The organism is Curtobacterium sp. MCLR17_044 (assembly GCF_003234435.1).
Lineage (GTDB): Bacteria > Actinomycetota > Actinomycetes > Actinomycetales > Microbacteriaceae > Curtobacterium > Curtobacterium flaccumfaciens.
On record NZ_QKTC01000016.1, the window covers coordinates 50,245 to 76,813 of the forward strand.

The 26,569-nt window shown below is 72.4% G+C and carries 21 protein-coding genes; 11 read left to right on the top strand and 10 right to left on the bottom strand.

Annotated elements, in window-relative coordinates:
• Nucleotides 1-81: 81 nt before the first annotated feature.
• The 6 genes from DEJ04_RS12635 to DEJ04_RS12660 all read left to right on the top strand — a co-directional run bounded on the left by DEJ04_RS12635 (nt 82) and on the right by DEJ04_RS12660 (nt 6,347).
• Nucleotides 82-2,253 carry a glycosyltransferase family 39 protein gene (locus DEJ04_RS12635; RefSeq protein WP_258371376.1) on the top strand — a complete coding sequence of 724 codons (2,172 nt, stop codon included), beginning with the start codon at nt 82-84 and terminating at the stop codon, nt 2,251-2,253.
• A gap of 35 nt (nt 2,254-2,288) precedes the next feature.
• Nucleotides 2,289-3,011 carry a response regulator transcription factor gene (locus DEJ04_RS12640; RefSeq protein WP_111047288.1) on the top strand — a complete coding sequence of 241 codons (723 nt, stop codon included), beginning with the start codon at nt 2,289-2,291 and terminating at the stop codon, nt 3,009-3,011.
• A complete protein-coding gene (locus DEJ04_RS12645) occupies nt 3,008-4,621 on the top strand; it encodes a cell wall metabolism sensor histidine kinase WalK (RefSeq protein ID WP_111047289.1) in 1,614 nt (537 codons plus the stop codon). Before DEJ04_RS12640 ends, DEJ04_RS12645 begins: the two co-directional genes overlap by 4 nt.
• Nucleotides 4,622-4,721: 100 nt before the next feature.
• Complete coding sequence (locus tag DEJ04_RS12650) at nt 4,722-4,991, top strand: hypothetical protein (protein ID WP_071406090.1); 270 nt, start codon at nt 4,722-4,724, stop codon at nt 4,989-4,991.
• A 48-nt stretch (nt 4,992-5,039) separates the two neighbouring features.
• The gene (locus DEJ04_RS12655) at nt 5,040-5,582 is read left to right on the top strand and encodes a hypothetical protein (RefSeq protein WP_146245613.1); all 543 of its coding nucleotides are present in this window, start codon (nt 5,040-5,042) and stop codon (nt 5,580-5,582) included.
• Between the two features lie 258 nt (nt 5,583-5,840).
• A complete protein-coding gene (locus DEJ04_RS12660; protein WP_245165815.1) occupies nt 5,841-6,347 on the top strand; it encodes a hypothetical protein in 507 nt (168 codons plus the stop codon).
• 39 nt (nt 6,348-6,386) lie between these two features.
• On the opposite strand, the gene DEJ04_RS12665 is transcribed toward DEJ04_RS12660, so the two are convergent.
• Nucleotides 6,387-7,205, bottom strand: a complete 819-nt coding sequence (locus tag DEJ04_RS12665; protein ID WP_111030744.1) for a helix-turn-helix transcriptional regulator — start codon at nt 7,203-7,205, stop codon at nt 6,387-6,389.
• Between the two features lie 113 nt (nt 7,206-7,318).
• On the opposite strand from DEJ04_RS12665, the gene DEJ04_RS12670 reads away from it, so the two are divergent.
• The 3 genes from DEJ04_RS12670 to DEJ04_RS12680 all read left to right on the top strand — a co-directional run bounded on the left by DEJ04_RS12670 (nt 7,319) and on the right by DEJ04_RS12680 (nt 16,295).
• The gene (locus tag DEJ04_RS12670; protein ID WP_111047290.1) at nt 7,319-8,611 is read left to right on the top strand and encodes a bifunctional glycosyltransferase family 2/GtrA family protein; all 1,293 of its coding nucleotides are present in this window, start codon (nt 7,319-7,321) and stop codon (nt 8,609-8,611) included.
• A 326-nt stretch (nt 8,612-8,937) separates the two neighbouring features.
• On the top strand, nt 8,938-14,508 hold the full coding sequence (locus tag DEJ04_RS12675; RefSeq protein WP_111047291.1) for a glutamate synthase-related protein: 5,571 nt from the start codon (nt 8,938-8,940) through the stop codon (nt 14,506-14,508).
• Nucleotides 14,505-16,295 carry a sulfite reductase subunit alpha gene (locus tag DEJ04_RS12680; RefSeq protein ID WP_111047292.1) on the top strand — a complete coding sequence of 597 codons (1,791 nt, stop codon included), beginning with the start codon at nt 14,505-14,507 and terminating at the stop codon, nt 16,293-16,295. Before DEJ04_RS12675 ends, DEJ04_RS12680 begins: the two co-directional genes overlap by 4 nt.
• 369 nt (nt 16,296-16,664) lie before the next feature.
• Here the strand turns inward: DEJ04_RS12680 and DEJ04_RS12685 are convergent, their stop codons facing one another.
• From DEJ04_RS12685 to DEJ04_RS12700, 4 genes are read right to left on the bottom strand one after another with little or no spacing between them, the layout of a single operon-like run.
• Nucleotides 16,665-17,060: an ATP-dependent DNA ligase gene (locus tag DEJ04_RS12685; RefSeq protein WP_111032766.1), complete on the bottom strand. Its 396-nt coding sequence runs from the start codon at nt 17,058-17,060 to the stop codon at nt 16,665-16,667.
• Between the two features lie 8 nt (nt 17,061-17,068).
• Complete coding sequence (locus DEJ04_RS12690; protein WP_111047293.1) at nt 17,069-18,292, bottom strand: S9 family peptidase; 1,224 nt, start codon at nt 18,290-18,292, stop codon at nt 17,069-17,071.
• A 4-nt stretch (nt 18,293-18,296) separates the two neighbouring features.
• On the bottom strand, nt 18,297-19,202 hold the full coding sequence (locus tag DEJ04_RS12695) for a hypothetical protein (RefSeq protein ID WP_111047294.1): 906 nt from the start codon (nt 19,200-19,202) through the stop codon (nt 18,297-18,299).
• Nucleotides 19,202-19,669 (bottom strand): hypothetical protein, encoded by a 468-nt coding sequence (locus tag DEJ04_RS12700; protein ID WP_071406096.1) that lies wholly within the window; start codon nt 19,667-19,669, stop codon nt 19,202-19,204. Before DEJ04_RS12700 ends, DEJ04_RS12695 begins: the two co-directional genes overlap by 1 nt.
• A gap of 79 nt (nt 19,670-19,748) precedes the next feature.
• Here DEJ04_RS12700 and DEJ04_RS12705 point away from each other — a divergent pair, with 79 nt between their 5' ends.
• Nucleotides 19,749-20,132: a helix-turn-helix transcriptional regulator gene (locus DEJ04_RS12705; protein ID WP_111047295.1), complete on the top strand. Its 384-nt coding sequence runs from the start codon at nt 19,749-19,751 to the stop codon at nt 20,130-20,132.
• Nucleotides 20,132-21,115 (top strand): SRPBCC family protein, encoded by a 984-nt coding sequence (locus tag DEJ04_RS12710; protein ID WP_111047331.1) that lies wholly within the window; start codon nt 20,132-20,134, stop codon nt 21,113-21,115. The genes DEJ04_RS12705 and DEJ04_RS12710 overlap by 1 nt, the downstream gene beginning before the upstream one ends.
• 172 nt (nt 21,116-21,287) lie before the next feature.
• On the opposite strand, the gene DEJ04_RS12715 is transcribed toward DEJ04_RS12710, so the two are convergent.
• Genes DEJ04_RS12715 through mvk form a run of 5 tightly spaced genes read right to left on the bottom strand, consistent with a single transcriptional unit; the run spans nt 21,288 to nt 26,562 of the window.
• Complete coding sequence (locus DEJ04_RS12715) at nt 21,288-22,451, bottom strand: hydroxymethylglutaryl-CoA synthase (protein WP_111047296.1); 1,164 nt, start codon at nt 22,449-22,451, stop codon at nt 21,288-21,290.
• Entirely contained in the window at nt 22,448-23,512 is a 1,065-nt protein-coding gene (locus tag DEJ04_RS12720) for a hydroxymethylglutaryl-CoA reductase (RefSeq protein WP_071406099.1), read from the bottom strand. The genes DEJ04_RS12715 and DEJ04_RS12720 overlap by 4 nt, the downstream gene beginning before the upstream one ends.
• Nucleotides 23,505-24,587, bottom strand: a complete 1,083-nt coding sequence (locus tag DEJ04_RS12725; RefSeq protein WP_111047297.1) for a phosphomevalonate kinase — start codon at nt 24,585-24,587, stop codon at nt 23,505-23,507. Before DEJ04_RS12725 ends, DEJ04_RS12720 begins: the two co-directional genes overlap by 8 nt.
• The gene (mvaD, locus tag DEJ04_RS12730) at nt 24,584-25,585 is read right to left on the bottom strand and encodes a diphosphomevalonate decarboxylase (RefSeq protein WP_111047298.1); all 1,002 of its coding nucleotides are present in this window, start codon (nt 25,583-25,585) and stop codon (nt 24,584-24,586) included. The genes DEJ04_RS12725 and mvaD overlap by 4 nt, the downstream gene beginning before the upstream one ends.
• Complete coding sequence (gene mvk / locus DEJ04_RS12735) at nt 25,579-26,562, bottom strand: mevalonate kinase (RefSeq protein WP_111047299.1); 984 nt, start codon at nt 26,560-26,562, stop codon at nt 25,579-25,581. The genes mvaD and mvk overlap by 7 nt, the downstream gene beginning before the upstream one ends.
• Nucleotides 26,563-26,569 lie beyond the last annotated feature (7 nt).

Here is a 26,569-nt window from a genome sequence, read left to right on the forward strand (position 1 = left end):
CCAACCGCGCACCGTGCGTCCTTAGCCCGCACATAGCCGTCGCAGTGCAGCAGTCGGGGAACGCCCCGGATGCTCATCGACATGACCACGTACCCGATACCCGTGACCGACCGACGCGACCCCGCGCGCAGTGCCGCCCGGGATCGGCGCCGCCCGCCCCTCGCCCGACTGTTCCTCGGCGAGCGCGAAGACGCCCGCTGGCTCCGGCCGGCGTTCTGGGCGCTCCTGGCCGTGACCGCCGTGGTGTACCTGTGGGACCTCAGCGTCTCCGGGTACGCCAACAGCTTCTACGCCGCCGCCGTGCAGGCCGGCACGAAGTCGTGGGAGGCGTTCTTCTTCGGCTCCCTCGACTCATCGAACTTCATCACGGTCGACAAACCACCCGCCTCGCTGTGGGTGATGGTGCTGTCGGCCCGACTGTTCGGCTTCTCGAGCTTCAGCCTGCTGCTCCCCCAGGCGCTGATGGCCGTCGGTTCCGTCGCCCTGGTCTGGGGCACGGTCCGCCGCACCGTGGCCCGACTCGGAGCCACCACCGCGAACGTCGGCGCACTGCTCGCGGGCTTCGTCGTCGCAGCGACCCCGGCCGCGGCACTGATGTTCCGCTTCGACAACCCGGACGCCCTGCTCGTCCTGCTGATGACCGCCGGGGCGTACTGCACGGTGCGGGCGCTGCCGAAGGGCAGCTGGAAGTGGATCGCGCTCGCCGGGGTCGCCCTCGGGTTCGCGTTCCTGACGAAGATGCTGCAGGGCCTGCTCGTCCTGCCCGCCTTCGGCCTCGTCTACCTGTTCGCCGCCCGCACCGGCTGGGGCCGACGGGTGATCGGTCTGCTCGTCGCCGCCGGTTCCCTCGTGGTGGCCGCGGGCTGGTGGGTCGTCGCCGTGTGGCTCTGGCCCGCCGAGTCCCGCCCCTACATCGGCGGCTCGACGAACAACACCGTGCTCGACCTGGTGTTCGGCTACAACGGCCTCGGCCGGATCTTCGGAGGCTCGGGCAACGGCGGCGGAGGCGGCGGCATGACCGGCGGCACCGCCGGAGGCTCGTTCGGCGGCTCGACGGGCCTGAACCGCCTGTTCTCGTCCGAGATGGGGCTCGAGATCTCGTGGCTCCTGCCCGCGGCGCTCATCGCCCTGGTCGTCGGGCTGGTCGTCGTCGGCCGTCGGCACCTGGCCGATCCCGCACGCGCCGGACTGGTCCTCTGGGGTGGCTGGCTCCTGGTCACCGGACTCGTGTTCTCGTACATGTCCGGCACGATCCACCCGTACTACACGGTCGCCCTCGCCCCGGCCATCGCCGGACTCGTCGGCACCGGCGGCGCCCTGCTCTGGCACGCACGAGCCCGCTTCGTCGGCCGCCTCGGCCTCGCTGCGATGATCGGCGTGACCGCGTTCTGGGGCTGGTGCCTCCTCAACGAGAACCCGACCTGGCTGCCGTGGCTGCGCTGGGTGATGCTCGCCGGCGGGCTGCTGTCCGCGGCACTGATCGTCATCGGCAGCGTGCCGTCGCTGCGCCGACTCGTCACGGTCGGCGTCCTCGCCGGCACCCTGTTCGGCCTGTCCGGCACCACCGCCTACGCCCTCGCCACGACGACCGTCGCGCACTCCGGTTCGATCCCGAGCGTCGGTCCGGCGGGCAGCAGCTCCGGTGGGATGGGCGGCGGCACCGGTGGCTTCCCGGGAGGCACGGGCGGACCGGGTGGGTCGACCTCCGGCTCCGACGACGGCGGCTCCGACAGCACGTCCGACTCCCAGCAGGGTCCCGGCGGGACCCCGCCGGACGGCGCCTCCGGCGAGGCGCCGGAGATGCCGGACGGCACGTCCGGTACGGCACCGGGCAGTGGGCAGGACGGCACGGACGACGCGACCTCCGAGGGCGGGTCGGGGACGGGCCTCCAGGCCGGGGGTAGTGGCGAGGGCGCGTCGACCTCGTCCGCACTGCAGGAGCTGCTCGAGGCATCCGACGCGAAGTGGGCGGCCGCGGTCAACGGATCGCAGTCGGCCGCGCAGCTCGAACTCGACACCGACACCGCCGTGATGGCGATCGGCGGCTGGTCGAGCGACCCGGCACCGACGCTCGCGCAGTTCAAGGCCTACGTCGCCGACGGCGACATCGGGTACTACGTGTCGTCCGGCTCCGGCGGCGGCATGGGCGGCGGCTCGTCGACCGCGTCGGCGATCCAGGAGTGGGTCGCAGCGAACTACGGGTCGACGACCGTCGGCGGCCAGACCGTCTACGACCTGAGCAGCACGGAGTGACCGGCGACGAGGGCGCGGTGGATAGGCTCCGGGACATGCCCGGCACCCCGCTGCAGCGCACCGACGGCTCCCCCGTCCGCGCCCTCGTCGTCGACGACGAGCACGCCCTGGCCGAGGCCGTCGCCCTGGCGTTCGCGGGCGACGGCTGGGCCGTGCGGTCGGTGCACCGCGGGCGCGACGTGCTGTTCGCGGCCCGGGAGTTCCAGCCCGACGTGATCGTGCTCGACGTGATGCTGCCGGACATCGACGGGTTCGAGGTGCTCGAACGGCTCCGCGACGCCCGCGACGGCGTGCGGGTGCTGTTCCTCACCGCACGCGACGCCCCCGAGGACCGGCTCGCCGGGCTGACCGGCGGCGGCGACGACTACCTGACCAAGCCCTTCGGCATCGAGGAGCTGCTCGTCCGTGCGCGGATCCTGGCGCGCACCTCGGCCCGGGTCGCCGCGGCCGGGGCGAGCGCCGAGGTCGTGGTCGGGGACCTCCGCCTCGACGAGGACGCCCGCTCGGTCAGCCGTGCCGGGGACCGGATCGAGCTCACGCCGACCGAGTACGAGCTGCTGCGGCACCTGGCCCGGAACGCCAACCGGGTGCTGTCCCGCGAGCAGCTGCTGGCGAGCGTGTGGGGCATGGACTTCGGCACGTCGTCGAACCTGGTGGACATGTACGTGTCGTACCTGCGGAAGAAGCTCGACGCCGGACGAGAGCCGATGCTGCAGACCGTCCGTGGGGCGGGGTACGTGCTCCGGCCGGCGACGTGAGCCGCCTCGGGCGCACCGGGCGTGTGCCGTCGCTGCGCTGGCGGATCGTGGCGGCCGTGGCCCTGCTGCTCGTCGCGACCAACGTCGTCGTGGGGGCGGTGACCGTCGTCGCCTTCCGGGGGTACCTGGTCGACCGGCTCGACGCGGAGCTGTCGACGGCGGCGATGCGGACGGTCGGCGGACGGGACGGGGCCGAACCGCCGCCCGGGGCCTCCGGGCCGCCGCCGGGGTCGTCGTCCTCGTCGTCGTCGTCGTCCTCGTCGTCGTCCTCGTCCTCGTCGTCGGACTCGGATGATCTGCCGGATCCCGACAACGCCTTCATCGGTGCGCCGGGGCAGTCGGCGGGCACGGTCATCGCCATCGTCCGAGACGGCGACCTGGTGCTCGGTGGCTACACCGACGGGGACGGTGACCAGCGCCGCCTGACCGCGGCGCAGCAGCGGACGCTCGCCGCGGTGCAGACCGGCGGCGACCCCGTGACGGTCGAACTCGGCGCGCTCGGGGACTACCGGGCGCAGGCGGTCAGCGACGACGGCGACGTGTTCGTCACCGCGCTCCCCCTCGGTGACCTCGACGCCGCGATCGCCCGGTTGCTGCTCGTCATCGGGGTCGTCACGGTGCTCGGGCTCGCCGTCGCCGCGTGGGCGCTCACGGTGCTCGTCCGTCGATCGCTCCGTCCGCTCGAACGCGTCGCCGCGGTGGCGTCCGGCGTGACCGCACTCGACCTGGAACGCGGAGACCCGGACATCCCCGTCCGCGTCTCCGACGCCGACCTGCGCGCGAACCGCGAGGTCGCGCAGGTCGGCAACGCGCTGAACCGGCTGCTGGGCCACGTCGTCCGAGCGCTCACCGTGCGTCGTGACGCCGAGGCCGGCATGCGGACGTTCGTCGCCGATGCCTCGCACGAGCTGCGGACCCCGATCGCCACCGTCCGGGCGTACGCCGAGCTGTCGGAGCGGACCTCGGACCTGGACGCCGTGCACCGCAACGTCGAACGGATCGGACGTGAGGCCGTCCGGATGGGCGACCTCGTCGACGAGCTGCTGCTGCTCGCACGGCTCGACGCCTCGGCCCTGGCGTCGGGGGCGCCGGCGTCGCAGGTCGTCCGCGAGCCGGTCGACCTGACGTCGCTCGTCGTCGACGCCACGATGGACGCCCGCGCGACGGCGCCGGACCACCGGTGGACGCTGCAGATCGTGGACGACCAGCCGGTGCTCGTGGCCGGTGACGAGGTGCAGCTCCGACGGGTGGTCACGAACCTGTTGACCAACGCCCGGACGCACACGCCGCCGGGGACTGCCGTCGTGGTGTCGTTGCAGTCGGTGCCCGGGTCGCGGTCGGCGTCTGCGTCTGCGTCTGCGTCGGACGGTGCCGTCGTCCGCTTCGTCGTGGCGAACGACGGGCCGCCGATCCCCGCCGAGTCCCTGCCGACCCTGTTCGACCGGTTCACCCGGGGTGAGGCCTCGCGCTCACGGGAGCACGGCACGAGCGGCCTCGGGCTCGCGATCGTGCGGGCCGTGGTCGTGGCGCACGGCGGCATCGTGCGGGTCGCGTCCGAGCCCGGCCGGACCGCGTTCACCGTGGACCTGCCTGCCTCGGGCGCTTCGTGAGCAGAAGACATCGGGTGCCGCGACCGCACTCGACATCTCCTGCACACCGAGTGCCGTCCCGGTCGCATACTGGTCGGAGAACGCCGGACGAGGAGGCACCGTGACGAACGCGTACGACAAGCTCCCGGGCCGCCCCGACCCCGCCGACCTGGTGGTCGAGGTCCCGGCGTTCGAGGACGACCGCCCCCAGCCCGAGCCCGCACCGCCCGCCGCGGCGCCGGAGCTCGTGGCCGCGACCGAGTTCGCGCGCTCCTCGCACGCACCGCCCACGATCCGCCGGACCCAGATGCGGGCGGGCGCCTGGATCGCGGGCGTCCCGATCGCGGCGCTCGTGGTCGTCGCGATCGTGCAGATCCTGCTGCCCCGCTGACCGAGAGCGTCACTGATATGTAGAGTGGTAGGCCGTGGGGACGCGGTGGTGACGACAGCGACGAACGGGTACCGAGAGGTCTTCGTCGATGAGTCGAAGGTCAAGGACTACCTCCTCGTCGCCGTCTGCCTCGAACGCTCATCGACACGGGCCGCACGGTCGGCACTCACCGGCCTCGTCCTGCGTGGGCAGTCGCGCCTGCACATGCGGAAGGAGAGCGACGCCCGTCGCCGGCTGATCCTCAGCACGATCGCGTCCTTACCGGTGGAGGTCACGGTCTTCCGTGCCGTCAAGGACGGGCGATCCGACACAGCACGCCGCGCTGCGTGCCTCAGACGACTCGTCGCCGCCACCGCGGTGTCCCCGCGCGTCAGCGTGTGCTTCGAACGGGACGAGACACTCATCCGCAAGGACCGACAGTGGATCGTCGAGGCGACGCGGGACTCGGGTGGCGCCCGTCTGGTCCACCGCCACGAGACGGCTGCACACGAACCGCTCCTGGCCCTGCCGGATGCAGTCGGGTGGGCGTGGGCGAAGGGCGGCGACTGGAGACGTCGTTGTCCACCGGAGATCACCGTGATCGACGTCTGAAACGCGCAGAACCCGAGCGCCCAACCGTCCGGATGGGTCTCGGGTCCACTTCTCGAAGCTCAACGCAACGAGCACGATCACGCTACCACCGTGCCATGTCACCGCCAGGACCGGCAGACGATGGCACGGCGATCGGGCGTCGTCCGGATCGTCAGACGATCGACCAACGTCGAGACTCAACGCGTGCATCCGCGTCGGAGCGCACGCAGGCTGGGTCCTGTCCGAGCAAGACGACCCGAACGGGTCACCACTGCAGAGATGGGAAACACGATCATGAACTCGTTCAAGCGCAAGTCCGTGAAGCTCCTCGCCGGCACCGCCCTCGGCGGCGCCGTCATCGCCGGGGCGTTCGTCGCAGCCCCCGCGCAGGCCGCCGAGCCGGCGCCGCCCAGCACCTCGTCGTCCGTCGGCGGCAGCGTCAACGTCAACCTCGACCCGGTCGCGATCGTGAACGCGATCAAGGACGCGGTCAACGACCAGAGCGACCGCGGCGGTGCCGTGCAGGCGGCGCTCGACGTCGGCTACTGGAACGCCGGCAACCCCGACCGCCTCACCGTCGCGGTGGTCAACAAGAACCAGGACATCACCGTCGAGGGCGACGTCGCGGACGCCCAGTCGATCGACATCAAGGGTGGCAACTACGTCATCTACTGGTTCAAGGGCCCCGGCAAGGTCACCAACAACGGTGACGGCGGCTGGCTGAACTGGGGTGTGTTCGGCAACATCGAGCGCATCGACAACGTCATCCACGTCAACGGCGGCTGACTCCTCCGTTCGTCGGCGACGCCCCCTGGGACCTCGGTCTCAGGGGGCGTCGCCGTCCGACCGCGCCGCTTCGATCGCCGACGGCCGGTTGCGTGCAGCCAGCATGAAGTCCCGCCGAGACCGGATCCAGCCCCGGACGAAGGCGACCGACACCAGCGCCGTCCGGTTCGGCGCGTTCCAGGACTTCATCAACCGGCCGAGGTGCCAGGCGACGGCCTGCCGGCTGTAGGCGGTCTCCTTGGCGATGGCGTCGTTCGACAGCCCGCGGGCGGCGAGCGCCAGCATCCGTTCCTCGGTCTCGTCCAATCCGGGCGCCGATGCCACCAGGTCGATGTCGTCGGTGCCGAGCGCTGTCGTCGCGTCCGCCGACGCCCCTCCCCGGTGCTGCGCCCAGGCCTCCGCCCAGCACGAGCCGAGTTCGTGTGCCACGAGCGATGCCCGGCTCATCGCGAGCATCGTCCTGCCGGCGTGGTCGATCGTCGTCGCGTGCTCGCGGGTGGCCGTGTGCATGACGAGGGCGAAGACACGGATCGCGGGCAGAGCGCCGCGGAGCACGACCGAGACGTCGACCTGCGGGTCGTCGGCGCTGGCGGCTGCGACCTCGCGGAGCCGCACCAGGCACTCCGGGTCGAGCGGCTCCCCACGCTCGACCGCGCGCAGTGCCGCGGGGAGCACGAGCGGGACGATCTGCTCGTACCGACGCCGGAGCCAGTCGTGCCCGTCGGGTCGGATGCCGTGCAACGGTGGCGCGAGCAGCAGCTCCGTGAACTCCGGGCACCGCTCGTCGAGCGCCAGCCCCAGCCGCTCCCCGGGGAGCAGCACGGCCGTCCGTCGTGCGTCGTCGCGCTCGGTCGTCATCGTGCGTCGAACGTATCCGGACAACAGGTGTCGTGTCCGCTGCGTTCACGTGGTGTTCGTTCTTACCCGGGCCACAGCGCCCTGCCTCGGCCCCCGTAGCCCCGCTGCCGAGCATGAGCGGCATGACGGAGACGAACCAGCCCCTCGACATCGACATCGTCGTCCCCTGCTACAACGAGCAGGACACGCTCGCCGCCCACGTGCGACGGCTCCACACCTTCTGCCGGACGTCGTTGCACCACTCGTGGCGCATCACGATCGCGGACAACGCCTCGACCGACGACACCGCCCGGATCGCCGACGACCTCGCCGCGATGCTCCCCGGCGTGCACGCGGTGCACCTGCCCGAGAAGGGCCGGGGCCGCGCGCTCAAGGAGGTCTGGGCGGCATCGCCGGCGGCCGTGCTCGTCTACGTGGACGAGGACCTGTCAACCGACCTCGCCGCGCTCGAACCCCTCGTGGCGCCCCTGCTGTCGGGGCACTCGGACCTGGCGATCGGCACCCGGCTGGCCGGTTCGTCGCGCGTGGTGCGCGGCAGCAAGCGCGAGTTCATCTCGCGCTCGTACAACCTGCTGCTCCGGACGACGATGGGGGTGTCGTTCTCGGACGCGCAGTGCGGGTTCAAGGCGGTCACGAAGGCCGCCGCCGACCACCTGCTGCCGTTGTGCGAGGACGACGCCTGGTTCTTCGACACCGAGCTGCTCGTGCTGGCCGAGCACGCGGGACTCCGCATCCACGAGGTCCCCGTCGACTGGGTCGACGACGTCAACTCCTCGGTGCACATCGCGTCGACCGCGACCGAGGACCTGAAGGGCATGTGGCGGGTGTCGAGGAACATCGCCACCGGGCGGGTGCCGATCAGCACGGTCTACGCGGCGATCGGTCGGCAGCCGTTCACCCCACCGAGCGTGGGGTTCCTGGGGCAGGTCCTGCGGTTCGGAGCGATCGGGGTGCTCTCGACCCTGGCGTTCGCCGCCCTGTACGCCCTGTTCCGGCCGGCGATCGGCGCCCAGACCGCAGACTTCCTCGCGCTGTTGGTCACGGCGATCGGCAACACCGCACTGAACCGGCGGTTCACGTTCGGGGTGCGGGGCCGTGCGGGAGCCGGTCGGCACCACGTGCAGGGTCTGGTCGTGTTCGGCATCGCCTGGGCCATCACGTCGGGGTCGCTCGTGGTGTTGCACGCGTCGGTGCCGGGAGCCTCGCACGGTGCGGAGATCGCGGTGCTGACGGCAGCCAACCTGGTGGCGACCGGCGTGCGGTTCGTGTTGTTCAAGGCGTGGGTGTTCCGTGGCCGCCGACGCCCGGAGCTCATCCGCCCCGGCACCACCCCGGCGGCCGACGCCAGCACGGCGGTCACCGAACCGATCGCGACCCCCGAGCGCACCGGCGAGCGAGCAGCCTGACACCGTGCCGGGTTACCCACCCGGTGCAGGGTTGCACGGCGCCCGCGGCACGCCGCACCGTGCGGCGTCGGCCATCCCGTGCGAGGTTGCACGCTCCGTGCAGCGCTACGAACTCGCACCAGCCGAACAGACCAGCACCAGCCGGAGAACCCCGCGCCGCGCCCCACGCCACCCGTGTTGCACGGTCGGTATACCAAGCCGTAGCATCGCCCTACCGCACCACCACCCCACAGGGCCCGACTGCCACCATCGGTCTGCCCGCGGCGAGCGCTCCATCGATGCAGCCCGCGCCGTCCGCTGCCGGCAACGCCCCACTGGACCCGCACGTGAACCCCACCTCTTTCGGTCTCTACGACCCTGCCCGCGAATCGAGCGATTGCGGCGTCGGTTTCATCACCCGTCTCGACGGGACGCCGAGCCACGACGTCATCCGCAAGGGCGACGAAGCGCTGTGCTCCATCCCGCACCGCGGCGGCAAGTCCGCCGAGGGTGTCGGTGACGGCGCGGGCGTCAGCATCGACCTGTCGGTGGAGTTCTTCAGCGCCATCACCGGCGAGCAGCTGCGCGCCGGGCACTTCGGCGTCGCGAACTGCTTCGTGCCGAGAAACGACGGAGCGGACGGCACCGACGAGCGCGCCCGTGCCGAGCAGACCGTCACGGACGCCATCACGGCCGAGGGCTTCGAGCTGCTGCTGGTCCGTGACGTCCCGGTGGACCACTCGGTCGCGCGCCCCGAGGCCGAGCAGTACCAGCTGCCGATCGTGCAGTGGGTCTTCCGTGCTCCGTCCGACTGGGACCGCACCGAGGTCGACGCCGCCGCGAACCGCGCCCTGCTCGCCATCGAGGCGGTCTCCTACGCCCAGGCCGCCGCCGAGCGCGCCGAGCACGCCGCCCTGTACCCGCTGTCGCTCAGCGCCCGGACCCAGATCCTGAAGGGCCGGCTGAACTCCGGCGAGGTGATCGGGTACTTCACCGACCTGCGCGACCCCCGGCACTCGGTGCGGACGCTGTACTTCCACACCCGGTTCTCGACGAACACCGAGCCGCACCCGACGATGGCGCAGCCGTTCCGCCTGATGGCGCACAACGGTGAGCTGAACACCGACCGCAAGAACCGGCTGTCGGACGAGGCGCTCGCGCGGGCCCGCACCCGGAGCATCGTGCGTCCGCCCGGGCAGTCGGACTCGAGCCGACTCGACCAGACCCTGCAGAGCCGCGTGTTCGACGACGGGCTCGAGATCGTCGAGGCCGTGGTCTCGCTCATGCCGCCGGCGTGGGAGAACGACCGCACCCTGACCCCGGACGTCCGGGACATGCTCGAGTACTTCTCGCTGTACGAGGAGAAGAACGACGGCCCCGCCGCCGTGATCTTCAGCGACGGCGACGTCGTCGGCGCCCGCCTGGACCGCCTGGGCCTGCGCCCGCTGCGCACCGTCGAGACGGCCGAGTACCTGATGGTGTCGTCCGAGGCCGGCCAGGTCGAGTTCGACGCCGACGAGGTCGTGCACCGCGGCCGCATCGAGGCCGGCGGCATGCTCGTCGTCGACCACCGCACCGGGACCCGCATGCGCACGGGCGAGGTGCTGCACATGCTCGCGGCCCGCCGTGACTACGGCACCCTGCTCGACGCCGCCCGCGTGAACCTGGACGACGTGCCCGCTCCGGACTACGAGCGCACGACGTCCACCCTGGGCTACGACGGCGACCTGTCGCTCGCGGGTCGGTACGTGGCGTACTCGCTGAACCAGGAGAGCTTCCGGTTCATGCTCGACCCGATGCTGCAGAACGGGTCGGAGCGCATCTCGGCGATGGGCTACGGCAACGCCATCAACGCCCTGAGCGACACCGAGGGCGGCATGGCGAAGTACTTCTCGCAGCGCTTCGCCCAGGTGACGAACCCGCCGCTCGACTCGATCCGCGAGGCCGACGGGATGTCGATGCGCGTGGCACTCGGCGCGAAGCCGGACGGCACGGGCACCACGGGGCGTCAGCTCGTCGTGCAGTCGCCGATCCTCGGGCACCTCGACATGGTGCGCCTGCGCGAGCAGGACATCGTGCCGCTCGAGCGCTTCGACATGCTCTACGTGCCGGTGCCCGCCGACGAGCAGGCCAACGCCGACGCGATGCGCGGCGCGCTGGACGCCCTGTGCGACGCGATCGAGGCGTTCGCGGCGCGCGGTGGCGGGATCGCGGTCGTGACCGACCGCGAGGTGTCGTCGACCCATGCGCCCCTCCCCGTGATCCTGGCGGTGGCCGCCGTCAACCAGCGGCTCATCGAGACCGGTCTGCGCCTGCGGGTGTCCGTCGTCGCGGAGAGCGGTCAGCTGCCATCGTCACACCACGTCGCGACCGCGCTGGGCTTCGGCGCCGCCGCTGTGTACAGCTTGAGCGCTCGGCTGCGTGCGGAGGAGAAGTACCCCGCCGCACCCGCACCCGCCGGCGAGCTGACCGCGACCGACCTGGCACTCAAGCAGTTCCGCAAGGCCGCCGAGAAGGCCCTGGCGAAGACCATGGGCCGCGTCGGCCTGTGCACCGCCGAGAGCTACATCGGTGGCGAGTTCTTCGAGCCGAACTACCTCGACACCGGCGACGACGTGCTGGCGCGGATCTTCCCGCACATGCAGGCCCCGGTCGGCGGCGTCGGCTTCGCGCGCATCGCCCAGGCGGCGACGGACTGGCACGAGCGTGCCCGCTCGGTGGCGTCCGAGGGCCAGGTCCCGCTGCTCGGCCTGTTCAAGGAACGCTCCGACGGCGCCGGCCACTCGTTCGGCGTCGCGAGCGTCCGCGGGTTCGGCGGCATGACCGAGGAGCGCCCGGCCTTCGAACGCTCCGGCGACTCGGACGCGCTGCGCCTGCTCACGCTCGGCCAGCTCGACGACTCGTTCGGCATCACCGACGCCGCGTACCGGAACACCGGGTACGACCGGCTGAGCGACGCCGAGATCGACGCGCACCGCATCACGCCGGGCTACGTCACGTTCCTGCAGACGACCCACGACGAGCGGTCCCGCCGCCCCGCCGCGCTCCGCGACGTGCTCGCGCTGCCCGCGGACGTCACCGGCATCGACACGGCCGAGGACTTCGCCCGCGAGCTCGGCCGCTTCTCGACGAGCGGCAACGCCAGCGTCACCGTGCGCGGGCTCTCCGGCTCGCGTCCGTCGGACGACCAGGACCTGCCGGGAGGGACTGAGCGGTTCCGCCTGGAACTCACGTCGACGGGGACCACGGGTGCACGGCGCCACGCGGCCCTGGCAGACGGCCTCGCGCTGCTCCACCCGGGGCAGATCGACGTCGACGCCGTCGACGACACCGGGGTGACGCTCCGCGCCACCGGTGCGGCCGTCGCCCTGCTCGCGCTGCTGCAGAGCGCCCCGGCGAGCGTCGAGCTCGACGAGGTGCAGCCGGCCCACGAGATCACCCGGACCCTGGCGTCCGGTGCGATGAGCCACGGCGCGCTCGTCGCCACCGCCCACGAGGCCGTCGCACACGGCACGAACATGGTCGGCGGCATGTCGAACAGCGGTGAGGGCGGCGAGCACCACTCCCGCTACGGCACCATCCGCGGCTCCCGCATCAAGCAGTTCGCCTCGGGCCGGTTCGGCATCTGGGCCGGCTACCTCGCCGACCCCATGCTCGAGGAGCTCGAGATCAAGATCGGCCAGGGCGCGAAGCCCGGCGAGGGTGGCCAGCTGCCCGCACCCAAGGTCACGGTGGACATCGCCGCGGCCCGCGGTGGCACGCCCGGTGTCGAGCTGATCTCGCCGCCGCCGCACCACGACACGTACTCGATCGAGGACCTCGCGCAGCTCATCCACGACTGCAAGGCCGCCCGCGTCCGGGTGATCGTGAAGCTCGTCTCGTCCGAGGGCATCGGCACCATCGCGGTCGGCGTCGCGAAGGCCGGTGCCGACGTGATCAACGTCGCGGGCAACACCGGCGGCACCGGCGCCGCGGCCGTCACCAGCCTGAAGTACGCCGGCCGCTCCGCGGAGATCGGCGTCGCCGAGGTGCACCAGGCCCTGGTCGCGAACGGCCTGCGCCAGAAGGTCACGCTCCGCTGCTCGGGTGCGCACCAGACCGGCAGCGACGTCGTCACGAGCGCCCTGCTCGGCGGCGACAGCTTCGAGTTCGGCACGACCGCGCTCATGATGCTCGGCTGCGTGATGGCGAAGAACTGCAACGTGAAGTGCCCGGCGGGCCTGACCACGAACGCCGAGGCGTTCGAGGGCGACCCCCGCGCGCTCGCGCAGTACCTGCTCAACATCGCCCACGACGTGCGGCAGATCCTGGCCCGGCTCGGCCTGCGCTCCCTGCGCGAGGCCCGCGGCCGGACCGACCTGCTGCAGCTCCTGGACCACCCGGCGAGCGTGGGCCGGCTCGACGCCCGCGCCCTGCTCGCCCAGGTGCCCGAGAAGGTCGTGGCGGACCCGGAGTACCTGGAGAAGGACTTCCACACCGACGACGCCCTGCTCGAGCGCGTCCGCACCGCCCTCGTCGACCACGCGCAGGAGCACGTGCTCGTGCACGGCGTGCTGCTCGGCAACGCCGACAAGTCGGTCGGCGGCCAGCTCGGCATCGACCTCGAGCGTCTGCTCAACCACGAGCTCCGCGCCGAGGACGTGCAGGGGCTGCCCGCCGTGACGACGGACGACCGCGGACGCCGCCGGCTGGTGGACGGTGCGGTCACGATCCGCACGCAGGGCTCGGCCGGGCAGTCCTACGGCGTCTTCAACAACGACGGCGTCGTGCTCGAGCACACCGGCACCGCGAACGACGGCGTCGGCAAGAGCCAGAGCGGCGGACGGATCATCGTCCGCGCCCCCGGTGGCGGCAGCGCCGAACAGGGCGGCAACGTGCTGGTCGGCAACTTCGCGCTGTTCGGGGCCACCGGTGGGCGCACCTTCGTCGAGGGCGAGGCCGGCGACCGGTTCGCCGTCCGCAACTCCGGCGCGACCGCCGTCGTCGAGGGCGTGGGCGACTTCGGCTGCGAGTACATGACCGGTGGCGCCGTGTTCAACCTCGGTGCGTTCGGCAAGGGCCTCGGCAACGGCATGTCCGGCGGGTTCCTGTACCAGTACGACCCCTCCGGCCAGGTCGCCGAGCGTGCCAGCACGGACTCGCTCCTGGTGTTCCCGATCACCGACACCGAGCGCGGTGCGTTCCACGAGGCCGCCGCCCGCCTGCTGCTCGAGTGGCACCTCGAGGCGACCGGTTCGGCCCTGGCCGAGCGACTGCTCGCCGAGTGGGACACCGCCCGCGCGCACGTGTACGTCGGCATGCCGCGTGCCCTGCTGCTCACGCAGGACGCCGGCGAGATCCTCGCGGCGGCGACCCGGCCCGAGCTCCTCGACGAGCTCGCGACCTCGATCGCCACCGACAAGCTCCGCGCGTTCAAGCTCGACTACCGCGACCAGCGCACGGTGCTCGACGGCCGTGCCCCGGCGCTCGGCGACCAGGGCGAGGACATGTTCTCGCTGCTGTCGTCGTACACGGTGCTCGGGGTCGCCCAGGACGTCGCCCTCGAGCGCGTCCCGGGTGCGCTCGGCAGCGCCGACCCGCGAGTGGCCGAGGCCGTCAAGAACCTCGTGCTCACCGAGGACTTCTCCGTCAAGCAGCGCGTCGTGAAGTACCTGCGCGGCACGCTCGACCGGTTCGCCGACGACCAGCTCGCGACCCTCATCGCGATCAAGCGGCTCGACGACTACAAGCGCGCGCTCACGCAGCGGAACAACCGCAGCATGGACGCGCCGGGCACCACGGGGTGGATCATGCACCAGAACGCCAAGAACGAGGGCCGCGTCCGCGAGGCCCGCTTCGACGAGCTGCTCGCCACCGCGGCGCTCGAGGACATCGCCCGCCGTGCACCGCAGGCGCCGACCGAGGCGGTGACCGCGTGAGCCTGCTCCCCCCGACCGGGTCGCTGATCCCCGTCGACGCACCGTTCTCGGCCGCCCAGGAGTCCTGGCTCGCCGGGTTCATCGCGGGCATCGCCGCCGCCGGCAAGAAGGTCGCGGCCAGCGCGCCCACGACGACGATCGACGTGCTCTTCGGCACCCAGACCGGCAACGCCGAGTTCCTGGCCGACGAGCTCGTCGCCGGCGCGAAGGCCCGCGGACTCGGCGGTCGTGCCAGTGCGCTCGACGCCGTCACCCCCGAGCAGCTCGCCGAGATGTCGCACGTGCTCGTCGTCACCTCGACCTACGGTGAGGGCGAGATGCCCGACAACGCCGGGCTGTTCTGGGACGCGATCCAGGCGAGCACCGTGCCGCGGCTCGAGGGGCTGCAGTACGCCGTCCTGGGCCTCGGCGACACGAGCTACGACGAGTTCTGCCAGGCCGGCAAGCTCCTCGACACCCGGTTCGAGCAGCTCGGTGCGACCCGGCTCCACGACCGTGTCGACTGCGACGTCGACTTCGAGGACCCGGCCGCGCTGTGGACCGCGGCGGTCCTCGATCGCCTCGCCGCCGAGGCCGGCGCGAGGGCTGTACCCGGCGCGACCACGGGCGGTGGTGCCGGCGACGGTGCCGCCGCGACCGGCGGGGCGGGCGCGAGCCGTGCCTCCCGGCCGGGGTCGCAGTGGAACAAGCGCAACCCGTACCCGTCGCGCCTGGTCGAGAACCGACTGCTCTCCTCGCCGCGCAGCGCGAAGGAGATCCGGCACTACGAGTTCGACCTCGGCGACTCGGGCATCGAGTACGCGGCCGGCGACGCCCTGGCGGTCGTGCCGGTCAACGACGAGGTCTTCGTGGCGGACCTGCTCGAGCAGGTCGGCGCGAACGGCGGCGAGGCGTTCGACGGCCGGCCGATCACCGAGGTCCTGCGGACCGACCGTGAGATCCGGACGCCCTCGAAGGACCTGATCGCCGACCTGGTGCAGCGCGCGCCGTCGAGTGAACTCGCGGCCGTCGTGGCGCACGGCGACAAGCACGAGCTGGACCGCTGGCTCTGGGGACGCGACGTCCTCGACCTGCTCCGCGACGCCGGACCGGCCGCCCCGGGACTCGACGAGCTGCTGCCGAACCTGCGGCCGCTGCAGGCGCGCCAGTACTCGATCTCGTCGAGCCCGCTGGCCCACCCGGACCGCATCCACCTGACCATCGCGTCGGTGCGCTACGGCGACCCGCACCGGATGTACGCCGGCGTCGCGTCGACGTTCCTGGCCGACCGGGTCGACCCGGACGGCACCGTCGACGTCTACCTGCAGCCGAACGCGTCGTTCGGGGTACCGGCGGACGAGTCGGCCCCGATGATCATGATCGGACCGGGCACGGGTGTCGCGCCGTTCCGCGGGTTCCTGCACGAGCGCGCGGTGTCCGGGGCGACGGGGCGCAACTGGCTGTTCTTCGGCGACCAGCACCGGGACACCGACTTCGTGTACCGGGACGAGCTCACCGAGCTGCAGGAACAGGGCGTGCTCGACCGCCTCGACCTGGCGTTCTCGCGCGACCAGGCCGAGAAGGTCTACGTGCAGACGCGGATGCTCGAGCGGTCGGCGGAGCTGTTCGCCTGGCTCGAGGACGGCGGCCACGTGTACGTGTGCGGGGACGCCTCACGCATGGCGAAGGACGTCGAGGCCGCGCTGCTCCAGGTCATCCGGACCGGACGCGCGCGCGGCGAGGACGACGCGCAGGCGTACCTGGCCGACATGCGTCGCGCGAAGCGGTACGTGCGCGACGTCTACTGAGCCGCGTGCAGATCTGATGAGTCCGCCCCGGCCACGGAACCCGAATCCGATGGCCGGGGCGGTCCCGGAGGAGCGCCGGTCAGTGGCGACCGACCAGCGAGCCCTGCAGCGTGGCGCGGCGGACGCGACGCACAGCGTCGGTCGCACGAGCGTCGAGTGCCCTGATCCGGGACTCGCGCCGCTCGTTCGTCTCGGCCACCGATGGTTGGTCGGTGCCGGACTCGCCGGGCGTCACGGGCAATTCGGGTTCCCCTCCTGCCGCGGACGCTGCCAACACCTGTGCCCTAGCGCCGGTGCGGGGGACGACAGCGAACCGCGGTGAAGCCACAGTACGATCCGAGCAACCTGGGTGGAACCCGTTGACCCGGATCAGCGCGTTGTGCTACCACTCGGTGTCCCGGATGCGTCGTCCGCGTCGCCGGGTGCCACCGCCCGCGACCACGCCGAGTCGGCCGCCGTGCTGGTGTCCGCCGGCTCCGGCGTCAGCACGAGCCCCGACCCCGAGGTGGCCGAGGCGTAGAGGTCCTCGAGCCAGCTGCGGTTGATCGACGGCACCCGGCTGCCGGTGAACTTGAAGTGCAGGCTCACGTTGGGGTGCAGCCAGATCGTGCTGCGACCGTTGCCGTGGACGACGTCGTCCTTCCACGAGAACGCGAAGCGGTGGTCACGCCGGAGCATGTTGACGATGACGATCTGCAGGTGCGTGAGCGCGCGGTCGTCGATCCGCAGGTCGAGCGGTCGGCCGTCGTAGATGAGCTGCCCCATGGCTCCTTCTACTCCTGCGCTCCGGTGTGCGCGAGACCGGACGCCCAGTCCGTGATGGTGCCGTCGAACCAGACCGCGTCGACGTTGCGCTCCCAGGCGTGCTCGGCCGGCTCGCTGACCGCCAGTGTGACCGTGCCGGGGTGGGCGTCGGCAAACTCCTGACTGGCCGAGAACGGCACCGTGGTGTCGCCGGTGGAGTGGATGAGCAGGGTCGGTGGCAGCGGCCGGGGTGCGCGCAACCAGGACAGCGCGCGCACGTCGACCGGCGACCGCAGCCCCACCATCCGGCAGAGGACCGGGGTCCCCATCGCCCCGAGGGCAGCAGTCACCACGAAACCCGGCAGTCCCGCGCGGCGGGCCTGGGACCGGACGGTGACGGCCCAGTCCAGTGCGGGGGCGACGAGCACGATCCCGGCCAGGCGGTCACGGTGCGCCGAGCGGGCGAGGAGTTCGTGTGTGATCGTCGCGCCCATCGACCACCCCACGATGACGAGCCGTTCGGCGCCGTTCGCGACGGCGTGGTCGAGCGCCACTTCGACGTCCGCCCACTCGCGGGCACCGAGGTGTGAGGCCCGGCCCTCCCACGGTGCCTCGCCGTCGCCGCGGAACGACGGGACGATCGAGGTCCAGCCGAGTTCGAGCGCCGCGGGGACGGTCCGGAGCGCGGTGACCCGGGTCGTCCGGATCCCGTGCACGTGGACGGCCCAGGTGCGGGCGGCCACGGGGTCGGCGCCCCGGGCAGCCATGGAGTCGGCACCCAGGGCGGCCGGGCGGCCCGGGCCCGCGGCGCCGCCGGGCCCCGGCCGCACCACCCACGCGGGCGCCGGCCCCACCGGCGTCGGCAGCGACACCTCGGACCAGTCGACGTCCATCGCCGCCGGGTCCGGGTGCACGTGCCCGCTCCACCGCACCCGCGACGACACCGCGCCGGTCGTCCGCACCACGGCCCGGCGCACGAACCCGGCGGCTTCGTCGACCTCGAGCACCGGCCCGACGGTGGTGTGCCCCGGGCCGTCGTGCCACAGCCCGTACTCCCCCGGTCGCACGGTGTCGTCGGTGATCGGCAGCCGGACGGAGTCCGCGTCGGACTCGAGCACGGGCGTCCACCGGTCGCCACCGGGCAGCACGATCCTGCCGACGACCTTCCGCAGGACGACCAGGACCACCACGCCGACCAGGCACACCGCCGCCAGCACCACGAGCGCTCCGAGCACCCACCACACGATCGTCACGCCGTCATCCTCCGAGGCTCCGGGTCAGGGTCCGTTCGGCCGACCGCACCTGCGCGAGTTCGGCGTCGTCGAGGGTCCGGCCCTGCACCTCGGCGTCGCGGATCGCGATGACCAGGTCGTAGGTCCGGGCCTGCGGGTCCCCCGGCCGCTCGACCGCCCGCACGGCGTGCCGACGGGCGATGCGGCGCAGGCGCCGGTGGTGCCCGCGGTGGCGCAGGTCACGGCCCCACCGCCGGAACGTCAGCGAGGCCATCGCCACGACGATGAGCACGATGCCGAGGTAGAACGGCGGGTCGAAGGCCAGCCGCAGGCCGTCCCGCACCCCGGCCGGGAAGAGTCCGAAGTGGTCGGCGGTGAGCGAGGCGACCTCGTCGACGCTCGCCACGACGACCAGGGCGAGCCCGACGCGGAACACCACGAGTGCCACCGGGTTCTGCAGCACGCCACGGCGCAGGGTCGTCGCGGCGATCATCCCCACGCCCACCATGTACACCGTCCCGTAGAGCCACATCGGGGTCTGCTCGATTCCGCGCACGATGAAGTGGAAGTCGGTCCCGCCGCGCTCCTCGACCAGCAGGAACGGCACCGTGAACGCCACGACCACGACGAGCAGCGCCACCGGCCTGGCGAGCACCGGGCGCTCCGGCAGGTCGTCGGTGCTCGCGCGCAGCATCAGCCAGAACGCGACGGTCGCGCAGACGTTCTGCACCAGGTTGATGAGGTTCGAACCGCCCAGGGCACCATCGAGCACCGGCTGCGGCACGACGCTGCCGAGGGTCAGGAGCCCGAGTGCCCCGACGCCGGTGGCGCCCCAGGCCGCCCGACCACGGGGGTTCCGCAGCACGTACGGCGTGCGGGCGAGGAAGATCAGCGCCGCGAACCAGAAGGCCGCGGCGTGCAGGACGGCCATCAGCCGTAGGCCCGCTCGTCCGCGCCCGTGGCCCCGGCGAGCAGGACCGTCGCGAGCTCGTAGGCGAACCGTTCGGCGAAGTGCTCGTCGTCGTCGGAGATGCTCACGAGCCCGGAGTCGGCGTCGAGCGCGCGACGGCAGACGTGGCCCCCGGCGGCGAACTCGGCGACGGACGACGCGGTCGGTGTGCCGACGTCGCCGTGCACCAGGTGCCCGAGCTCGTGCAGCACGCAGTGCATGCGGTAGAGCGGCGGTGCGTCGGCCGGCACGAGCACCAGGTTCTCGTGCTCGAACTGCGACACGAGCGCGGTGAGCGGACCCCAGCTCGGCCCGTCGACGTCGACGACGCGCGTGGGCTTGCCGACCATCCGACCGACGCCGGTCACCACGTCGGACAGCTGCGGCGCACGGGGCAGGGTGGCGACGAGGGCACGGACGGCACCGGACGCACCCAGCTGCTCCGCCATCGCCCCTCCGATCTCCGCGGCAAGACTACCGGCAGGTCACCCTTGTGGACGAGACCAGCCGGACGTAACCTACAACCAAATGGTTGTACGAATCGAACTGTCCGACGCCGAGGTCGACCGGGTGTTCCACGCACTGGCCGACGCGACCCGTCGTGACATCGTCCGGCGCACGCTCGTCGGGTCGTCGTCCGTGAGCGAGCTCGCGGACGCCTACTCGATGTCGTTCGCCGCCGTCCAAAAGCACGTCGCCGTCCTCGAGGGAGCCGGACTCGTGAGCAAGGAGGCCCGCGGCCGCACCCGCATCGTGCGCGCCGAGCCGGAGCAGCTCGACCGGGTCCGTGCCCTCCTCGACGCCTACGGCCGCCTCTGGCACAGCCGGATGGACCGCCTGGGCGACCTGCTCGACGGCGACGCGTCCGGACACCCAGCACCAGACGACACCCGACGACACCAGGAGCGATGATGCCCACCACCTCCGTCCACACCGATCCCGACACCCTCTCGATGACCCTCGTCGCCGAGTTCCCCGTCCCCGTCGAACGCCTCTGGGCCGCCTTCGCCGACCCACGCCAGCTCGAGCGGTTCTGGGGACCGCCCGGGTTCCCCGCGACGTTCACGACGTTCGACCTGCGCCCCGGCGGCCGTGCCGACTACCGGATGACGTCCCCGCAGGGCGAGCGGTTCCACGCCGTCTGGCAGGTCACCGAGGTCGACGAGCCCCGTCGCATCGTCTTCCGCGACCTGTTCACCGACCCCCAGGGCACCGTCGACGAGTCACTGCCCGCGGGCGAGACCGTGTTGTCGTTCGGCCCGGCCGACGACGGCTCGCGGGTCACCGTGGTGTCCTCGTTCGCCTCCGCCGCCGACCTCGACGCGATGCTCCAGATGGGCATGCTCGAGGGCTACCAGCAGGCGTTCGGCCAGCTCGACCGGGTGCTCGCCGACCTGCGCGAGTGGGCCCTCGGTGCGGGCACCGAGACCGAGGTCCTCGACGACACCCACGTCCGGATCACCCGGGCGTTCGCGGCGCCGCGGCACCTGCTCTGGCGGGCGCACACCGAGCCCGACCTGGTGCGCCGGTGGCTGCTCGGCCCCGACGGGTGGGAGATGACGGTGTACGAGAACGACCTGACCCCCGGCGGCGCGTTCCGGCAGGCCTGGGCGCCGACGGGTGACACCGAGGGCGAACCCTTCGGGTTCGAGGGCGAGAACCTCGTCGTCGAACCCGAACGCCGGATGGTGTCGACCGAGCGCATGACCGGGGCGCCCTTCCCACCGAACACGAACGACCTGCAGTTCGACGAGGCCGACGGCGTCACGCTCATGACGCTGCTCGTCACCTACCCGGATCGGGAGCAGCGGGACGCGATCCTCGCGACCGGCATGACGGAGGGCATGGAGGCCAGCTACCAGCGGCTGGAGCGCGAGGTCCTGTCCGCAGCGTGACCGGCAGACGGACGGGAGGCCCGTGGCGGCGCCGCCACGGGCCTCCCGTCCGTCCCGAGCAAGCGACAGATCCCTGCGCACGATCCGGGTCCGGTCCCCGAGAGCGACAGATCCCCGCGGATGTTCCGCGGGGATCTGTCGCTTTCGCGAGGGGCTGCTGGGCGCAGGCCGGCTACTCCGGCTGCGCCGTCGCCTCGTAGTGCCGCGCGCCGCCGCGCACGCCCGCGAAGCGGAACGGCGCGGTCGTGACGCGCGGACGCTCGACGTCCTCGCTGGTGGCGGCACCCGCGGCGTGCAGCGCGCGGTAGGCGTCGACCGTCAGCGGGACCCGTGCCTCGAGCAGCGACCGCACGCGACCCGTACGGCGGTGCTCGCGGTAGTCGGGCCGGACGACGCCGGTGATGAGCTCACCGACGCTGCCCGAGCCGTAGCTGAACAGGCCGAGCCGCTCCCCCGCCAGGTCGTCGTCCAGGTCGAGCAGTGCTGCGAGCCCGATCCAGAGCGACGCCGTGTAGGTGTTGCCGGTCTGCCGGTTGTAGGTGAACCCGATCGCCAGCTCGGCCTCGTCGAACGGTGCGCCGACGTGCTGCGTGAGCTTGCGGTGCGCCTTGATCGCCATCTTGGTGAATGGCTGGTGGTGCACGAACCGGGCGATGTCGTCGTACGCCGGGCCGCCCTGTTCCGCCAGGTCGTCCCAGGCGCCGACGAACGCGTTGACGTACGCGCTCACCGAGAGCCGACCGTCGACCAGTGCGGTGGAGCGGTCGTTCGGGCGCCAGAAGTCGTCGACGTCCGCCGTGTAGACGCCCGCCGCCGGCTCGATCTCGATCAGGTCGGGGTCGGCGGACACCAGGATCGCGGCGGCACCGGCACCCTGCGTCGGCTCGGCCGGGGTGTCGACGTCGTACCGGGCGACGTCGGCGGCGATGACGAGCACCCGCTCGTGCGGGGCGCGCGCGACGATGCCGAGGGCGAGCTGCACCGCGGCCATCCCGCCGTAGCAGGCCTGCTTCAGCTCGACCACGCGGACGGCCTTCGGCAGCCCGAGCAGGCCGTGCACGTACACGCCGGCGGCCTTCGACTGGTCGACGCCGGACTCGGTGGCGAACAGCACCGTGCGGATGCCCTCGACGCCGTGCCGGTCGATGAGCTCCTTCGCGGCGGCGGCGCCCATCGTGACGATGTCCTCGTCGGGCGCGGGCACGCTGAAGGCGTCCTGCCCGATGCCGACGTGGTACTTCGCCGGGTCGACGCCGAGCCGCTCGGCCAGGTCGTCGAGCTCGAGCACGTGGTGCCCGGTCGCGATCGCGATGTCGTGGATGCCGACGCCGGTCATGCGGCACCCCCTGCGGGCTTCGTGCCGCGGCGTTCCATGGCCACGTGGGCGGCCATCAGCTCACCCGGGTTGGTCTGTGCGGCGAGGAGCGAGAGCTCCCCGCACAGGACGGTCGCGGCGCACAGGGCGGCGAGGCGGCGGGCGTTCCCGCCCGGCTCGCGGTCCTCGCGGCAGCCGAGACGCACCAGGGCGTCCTCGACGACGGGCAGGTCCCCGCCCTTGCCGTTGCCGACCGTGCCGACGATCAGGTGCGGCAGCGAGGTCGCGAAGTACAGGTCGCCGTCGCGGTCCTCGGCGCTCGTGATGCCCTGCGAACCCTCGACGATGTTGGCGGCGTCCTGCCCGGTGGCCAGGTAGAAGCCGAGCAGCATGTTCGCGTAGTGCGCGTTCGCCGAGCGGATGGCCCCGGCGATCGTCGACCCGATCAGGTTCTTCGCGATGTTCAGCTCGACGATGCGCGCGGTGCTCGAGCGCAGGCGCTTCTCGACGACCTCGCCGGGGATCACGATCTCGGCGATGGTGTTGCGGCCGCGGCCACGGATGCCGTTCACCGCGGTGGCCTTCTTGTCGGTGCAGAAGTTGCCCGAGACCGAGACGTACCGCAGGCCCGGCTGCCAGTCCAGGATCGCCGGCAGCAGCTTGTCCGCCGCCTGCGTGACCATGTTGTGGCCGGAGGCGTCGCCGGTGGTGAACGCGAAGCGCAGGAACAGCAGGTCCCCGACGATCTCCGGGTGCACCTCGATGAGCTTGGCGAACCGGCTCTGCCCGGACACGATCGCGGCGAGCTCGTCCTGGCGCGCGAGGATCTGGCCCGCGGCGACGTGTGCCGCGGCGGCGCTGTCGGCACGGACCACGACGGAGCGGGTCATGCGCTCGTCGACGACGGTCGCGACGATGCCGTCCTCGACCATGCGCGAGATGCGTGCGCCGCGGCCGACGGACGGCCAGAGCGGCGACTCGTAGGTGGCGAGGGGGACCTCGTGCTCCCCCTGCACGGCGTTGCCGCTGACGCGGATCGGGCCGACCCACTTGGTGGGGATCGGTGTGAGCAGGTCACTCATCGAGGGCTCCTTCTGGTGCTCGCACCGCGACGCTGAGGTGTCTGATGTCGTGCGCCTCCCAGGCGCGGTGGATGCCGGCGGGGTCGGTGTCCGCCGGGACGAGCGCGATGCCGCAGTCGCCACCGCCGGCACCGGACGGCTTCGCCGCCCCGCCCGCCGCCTCGACGACGTCGCACAGGGTCGCGAGACGCTCGGTCTCGATCTTCGACCCGACCGATTCGCCGAGACGCTGCAGCAGCCCGCGGGCGCGTCGGAGGGCACCGAGCGTGCGCTCGGCGTCGCCGGTCTGGAGGCCCGTGGTCAGGTCGTCGACGGCGCTGCGGCTCTCGTCGAGGAACGCCTGGTACCCGCCGTTGCGGTGCCGACGCACCACGTCGACGAGCTTCGTGGTGGACGCGGGCGAGCCGGTCCAGCCGACGAGCAGCTGCAGGTTCTCGGGGGCGGGCAGCCGCTGGACGTCGAAGCCGTCCCACGCGTCGGCGTCGGTCAGGATCGCGGACACGGCGTGGTCGCCGAGCATCCCGGCGAGGCGCTCGCGGTCGGGGGCGCTGTAGCGCAGCCAGCCGCCGAACGTGCTCGCGGCGAGGTCGCCGCCGGAGGCCCGCGGGTTCACCCGGATGGTGGCGAGCAGGGCGACCTGGAAGCGCTGGCGCTGCGTCAGGCCGATGCCGTAGAAGCGGTCGAGGGCGCCGACGGTGGCGACGGTGACCGCGGCCGAGGACCCGAGTCCGAACTTCCGGCCGCTGGCGTCGTCGAGCTGGCTCTCGATGCGCAGGTCGTGGAACCGCGGGGCGATGCCGTGCTCGGCGCGGAGCTTCTCGACCAGGTCGATCGTGGCCATCACGTAGTCGTACGGGTGGTGCTCACGGTCGAGCGCCAGGCCGTCCTCGGCACGGGTCCACGTGAGCGGCAGGTGTCCGTACTCCTCGGAGTGCACGCTGCCCGCGCCGTGGCCCTCGCGCACCTTCGCCGTGATGGCGCGGTCGAGGGCGATCAGGACGGACGGCTGGCCCGGCTCGACGACGGCGTACTCGCCGGCGACGAACAGCTTGCCGTGTGCACGGAACTCGATCACTGCGCGGACTCCTTCTGGTCGGGATTGCTCCCGGTCTCTTCGGAGCGGAGCACCCGCGCGGCAGGTCCGGTGCCGGACTCGATGACGTCCCCCAGCGACGCGAGCGCCCCGGCGACGGCCGCCCGGTCCTGCGGCTTCGTGAGCACGACGACGTTCGGGCCCGCGTCGGCCGTGGCGTAGGCCTCGGTGCCGCCGGCACGCAGCTCGGCGACGGCGTCGAACACGGCGACGCTGCGGGCGTTGAGGTAGCGGATCGGCGGGAACGCGCCCTCGATCGTCGCGTGCATCCGGAGCGCGTTGCTCTCGGTGATCTCGCCGATGCGGGTGAAGTCGCCGGCCGCGCAGGCCGTGAGCATGTCGCCGACGGTCTCGGTCGTCGAGGTCACCCAGGCCGGGTAGAAGGGCGACGTCGCGATGGTGCGGCGCATGGCCTCGCGCGACCCGATCGGCTTCGGGCCGGCGTCGATCGTGACCACGACCATCGCCATCGGCGGGGCGGGGATCGGCTCGGCGAAGGAGCCCTGGTCGTCGCCGGCGTGCCAGACGGCGACACCGCCGGGGATCGAGCGCGTGGCCGAGCCGGAACCGCGACGTGCCAGACGGGACAGGTCGCGCGGCGACAGGTCGAGGCCGTAGGCCGCGGCGGCGGCGGTCGCCAGTGCGGCGAAGCCGGACGCGCTCGAGGCCAGCCCGGCACCGGTCGGGACGGTGTTCTCGGACACCACCGACGCTCGCTCGGACGACCCCGCGAGCTCGCGCACCAGGTCGAGGAACTGCTGCACGCGCACCAGTGCACCGTCGTCGACGACGTGACCGTTCAGCGTGAACGCATCACGGGCCTCCCGTCCGCCGTCCACCGTGACGGTGGTCGTCGTCGGGAACACGTCGAGCCCCATCGAGACGCTGCCCGTGGCGGGCAGCGCGAGCTGCGCGTCCGCCTTCCCCCAGTACTTGACGAGGGCGATGTTGGGGTGCGCGACGGCGGTGGCTGTCAGCAAGCGCGGGCTCCGATCGTGGTGGTCCAGGTGGCTGCGGCCCCTGCGCCGCGGAGTGCGGCCGCGATGCGGTCCGCGTGGTCGTCGTCCGTGGCGAGCGCGAGGACGCACCCGCCCCGCCCGCCGCCGGTGAGCTTCGCGCCGAGGGCGTCCGCAGCGCGTGCGGCGTCGACGAGCCGGTCCAGGTCGTCACTCGACACGTCGAGTGTGCTGAGCAGGTCGTGCGCGGCGTCCATGGTGGCACCCAGAGCCTGGGCATCGCCGTCCTCGAGTGTCCCCCGTGCCCGACGGGCGAGCGCACCGATCCGGTCGATCACGGTGCCGACACCGCCTGGGTCCTGGTCGTGGCGGGCGCGGACGGCCGAGACGGCCTCGCGGGTGTGCCCGGGGACGCCGGTGTCCGCGACGACGAAGGTGAACCGGGCGCCGAGCGTGACGGGTCCGATGTGCCCGCCCTCGAACCAGACCGGCGCGGACGCGACGACGCCCCGGGCGTCGAGGCCGGACGGTCGGCCGTGGGCGACGCGTTCGCACTCCTGGATGAGCTCGTGGTGGGTCTCGACGTCGAGGGTCTCGCCCAGGGCGTCGGCGACGGCGGCGGTCACGGCGGCGGCGACCGCGGCACTCGAGCCCATGCCGCGGGCGGTCGGGACCTCGCTGTCGACCCGGACGTGGAAGTGGCGGTCGGTGACCCCGAAGTGGCGCAGGGTCGCGGTGACGGCGGTGACGGTCGGCATCACGGCCGCGGGTGCGAGGTCGAGGGGGCCGGTGTGCACGGTCGACTGCAGGCTGTGACCGGGCTGCTCGGCGTCGGCGGCGACCGGGGTGACCGTCGCCACGACCCGTGCGTCGAGCACCGGCAGGACGAGAGCGGGTGCGCCGTAGACCACGGCGTGCTCACCGATCAGGATCGTCTTGCCGTGGGACGACGCCGATCCGTTGCCGGGGGTCGTGGTGGTGTCGAGGTCGCTGCTGCTCATCTTGGGT

Coding starts and splice junctions, on each gene's coding strand:
- DEJ04_RS12700 (WP_071406096.1), bottom strand. CDS start 19,669: ATGGCGGAGCAGCTGGGTGCGTCCGGTGCCGTCCGTGCCCTCGTCGCC.
- DEJ04_RS12720 (WP_071406099.1), bottom strand. CDS start 23,512: ATGAGTGACCTGCTCACACCGATCCCCACCAAGTGGGTCGGCCCGATC.
- DEJ04_RS12705 (WP_111047295.1), top strand. CDS start 19,749: ATGGTTGTACGAATCGAACTGTCCGACGCCGAGGTCGACCGGGTGTTC.
- DEJ04_RS12660 (WP_245165815.1), top strand. CDS start 5,841: ATGGGAAACACGATCATGAACTCGTTCAAGCGCAAGTCCGTGAAGCTC.
- DEJ04_RS12710 (WP_111047331.1), top strand. CDS start 20,132: ATGCCCACCACCTCCGTCCACACCGATCCCGACACCCTCTCGATGACC.
- mvk (WP_111047299.1), bottom strand. CDS start 26,562: ATGAGCAGCAGCGACCTCGACACCACCACGACCCCCGGCAACGGATCG.
- DEJ04_RS12715 (WP_111047296.1), bottom strand. CDS start 22,451: ATGACCGGCGTCGGCATCCACGACATCGCGATCGCGACCGGGCACCAC.
- DEJ04_RS12635 (WP_258371376.1), top strand. CDS start 82: ATGACCACGTACCCGATACCCGTGACCGACCGACGCGACCCCGCGCGC.
- DEJ04_RS12665 (WP_111030744.1), bottom strand. CDS start 7,205: ATGACGACCGAGCGCGACGACGCACGACGGACGGCCGTGCTGCTCCCC.
- DEJ04_RS12695 (WP_111047294.1), bottom strand. CDS start 19,202: ATGGCCGTCCTGCACGCCGCGGCCTTCTGGTTCGCGGCGCTGATCTTC.
- DEJ04_RS12670 (WP_111047290.1), top strand. CDS start 7,319: ATGAGCGGCATGACGGAGACGAACCAGCCCCTCGACATCGACATCGTC.
- DEJ04_RS12685 (WP_111032766.1), bottom strand. CDS start 17,060: ATGGGGCAGCTCATCTACGACGGCCGACCGCTCGACCTGCGGATCGAC.
- DEJ04_RS12640 (WP_111047288.1), top strand. CDS start 2,289: ATGCCCGGCACCCCGCTGCAGCGCACCGACGGCTCCCCCGTCCGCGCC.